The organism is Methanoculleus sp. DTU007, from assembly GCF_001512385.1.
GTDB lineage: Archaea > Halobacteriota > Methanomicrobia > Methanomicrobiales > Methanoculleaceae > Methanoculleus > Methanoculleus thermophilus.
In genome coordinates, this window is the sequence record NZ_LFRO01000054.1 from 1 (window position 1) to 2,408 (window position 2,408).

The following is a 2,408-nucleotide window of genomic DNA, read 5'->3' on the forward strand; positions in this document are numbered from 1 at the left end:
CACCCTTGACCGCCGGCTGGAGGAAGGGTTCGGCCCGGTCCTTGCGGAGTACGAGCGGGCCAGAAGAGATCCCGGGAAGATGGACCTCTCCCGGGTCAGGGAGGAACTCGGCGGGGAGATGGAGATCTATGTCATCAACGAGAGCGGCGTCATCGAGTACACCACCTACGAACCCGATCTCGGGCTCGATTTCCGGACTATCCCCGATTTCTACGACCGGTTAACGGAGATCCGGCTCGGCGACGCCTTCGTGGCGGACCGGGTCGTCGCGGAGATCTCCACCGGAAAACTCCGCAAGTACGCCTACATGCCCTCCCCCGACCACCGCTACGTCTTCGAGCTCGGTCTTGCGGAGTCCGGGTTCCGGGAGGACCGCACGGCGCTACGGTACGGGGATGCGGTCCGGGAATTGGTGAACCTGGACCCGGCGATCCGGGAGATCCGGATCTTCGACTGCCTGGGCACCCTGATCTCCGGCGAGGCGCGTCCCGACGACGACCGCCGGCTGGAGATGGTCCGGCAGGCCTACCGGGAGAAGACGACGCTTGAGGTGGAGAACGCTACCGCAGACGAACTCGTCCGGTACATCTTCGTCGATATGGGGGACGGCAGTTACCCCTCGGATATGAGCCTGGTCATCGAGTTGACCTATAGCACGAAGGTCGCGGAAGCGAAACTTGCCGGGATGCTCGGCCAGCACATGAACGTCCTCCTTATCGCGATCCTCTGCATCGGCTCCCTCTCGTTTCTCGCCGCGCGCTCCCTGACGCGGCCGATACGCACCCTCGTCGAGGACGTCGATGCCGTCGCCCGCGGCGACCTGGACCGCCCGATCCGTGTCGGCGGGGATGAGGAGTTCGTCCAGCTCGGCGAGAGCATATCGTCGATGGTCGGGTCCCTCAAAGAGACGATGCAGAGGCTCCGGGAATCGGAGAAGGAGATCATCCGGCACAGCCATACCCTTGAAGAGCAGGTCCGGGAACGGACGGCCGCCCTTGAGGAGTCGAACCGGATGACAACCCTCTTTCTCGACATCATGGGGCATGATATCAGCAACGCAAACAATGCGGCAAACCTCTACGCGGAACTGCTTCTTGCCGACCTTGACGGGGAGCCTGAGGCCGAGTACCTTCGGAAGGCGAAGATCGGGCTTGCAAAGAGCATTGAGATCGTCCGGAACGTCAACACCATCCAGCATATCCAGGGATGCGTCCAGCCGCTTCTCGCGATCGACCTTGACGGGGCCATCCGGCGCGAGATCGAGCACTCCCCCGATTCCCGGATCACCTACGCCGGCACCACGGCCACGGTCCTCGCCGACAACCTTCTCCCGGAGGTCTTTGCGAACCTCATCGGGAACGCGAAGAAGTTCGGCGGACCGGCGGTCGAGATCACCGTCCGGGTCGAGGATCGCGGGGATGAGGTGGAGGTCTCGATCGAGGATACCGGCCCCGGTATCCCCGATGCGGTAAAGCCGCACCTCTTCGAGCGGCTGACCCGGGGCCCTCACCGGGCGGCGGGGACGGGGCTCGGGCTCTACATCTGCCGGGTGCTCGTCGAACGCTACGGCGGGAGGATCCGGGCGGACGACCGCATACCGGGCTCTCCGGAATGCGGCGCGGCCATCCGGTTCACGCTCCGAAAGGCTGGATCCGGAGGCAGCCCATGACGGCGGCGGCAGGCAGCGGCAGGAGACTCCGCCGCTTTGGCACACACCTCATGCTCGTCATGATCCTGATCACGCTCCCGGTGATCGGGCTGATCTCGTTCCTGGACTACCAGGAGGTCGAGCAGAGGCTGATTGCCGAGGAGACCCTGCTCCGGGAACAGACGGAGAAGAGCGTCGTTGAGATGATAACCCTTGTGGACGCGGGCCTGAACCTCTTCGATGAGACGCTCGATCACCGGATGGAGGAGGGGTTCGGCCCGGTCCTTGCGGAGTATGAGCGGGCCAAAAGAGATCCCGGGAAGATGGATCTCTCCCGGGTCAGGAAGGAACTCGGCGAGGAGATGGACATCTACATCATCAACGCATCAGGCGTCATCGAGGCGACCACCTACCCGCCCGATCTCGGTCTGGATTTTCGGAGGATCCCGTACTTTTACGACCGGCTGACAGAGATCCGGCTCGGCGATGCCTTTGTGGCGGACCGGGTCGTCGCGGAGCCGGCAAGCGGAGTGTTGCGCAAATACGCCTACATGCCCTCTCCCGACCACCGCTACGTCCTGGAACTCGGGCTCGTCTGCAGTGCGGCTGAGGTTGACCGGTTCGACCCGAAGTACCAGACCCTCAAGGAGGACCTGATGCGGCTGAACCCGGCCCTCGAAGGGATCCGGGTCTATGACTGAGGCGATCCTAAAATTATAAGACCCCTCAAATAAAATCAAAGATCATGGCATTCCGGGAA

General features: G+C 63.1%; 2 protein-coding genes. Both read left to right on the top strand.

The genetic code is table 11. The annotated features are described in order from the left end of the window. Positions 1-1,669: sensor histidine kinase (locus tag ACI94_RS06150; RefSeq protein WP_286681215.1), on the top strand; the 1,669-nt coding region annotated here is incomplete at its 5' end. Further along, positions 1,666-2,349: a hypothetical protein gene (locus ACI94_RS06155; RefSeq protein WP_286681216.1), complete on the top strand. Its 684-nt coding sequence runs from the start codon at positions 1,666-1,668 to the stop codon at positions 2,347-2,349. The genes ACI94_RS06150 and ACI94_RS06155, both read left to right, overlap by 4 nt. The last annotated feature ends 59 nt before the right edge of the window (positions 2,350-2,408 follow it).

What these genes read in the sequence shown, in the direction of transcription:
- ACI94_RS06155 (WP_286681216.1), top strand. Translation starts at nt 1,666, where the DNA reads ATGACGGCGGCGGCAGGCAGCGGCAGGAGACTCCGCCGCTTTGGCACA.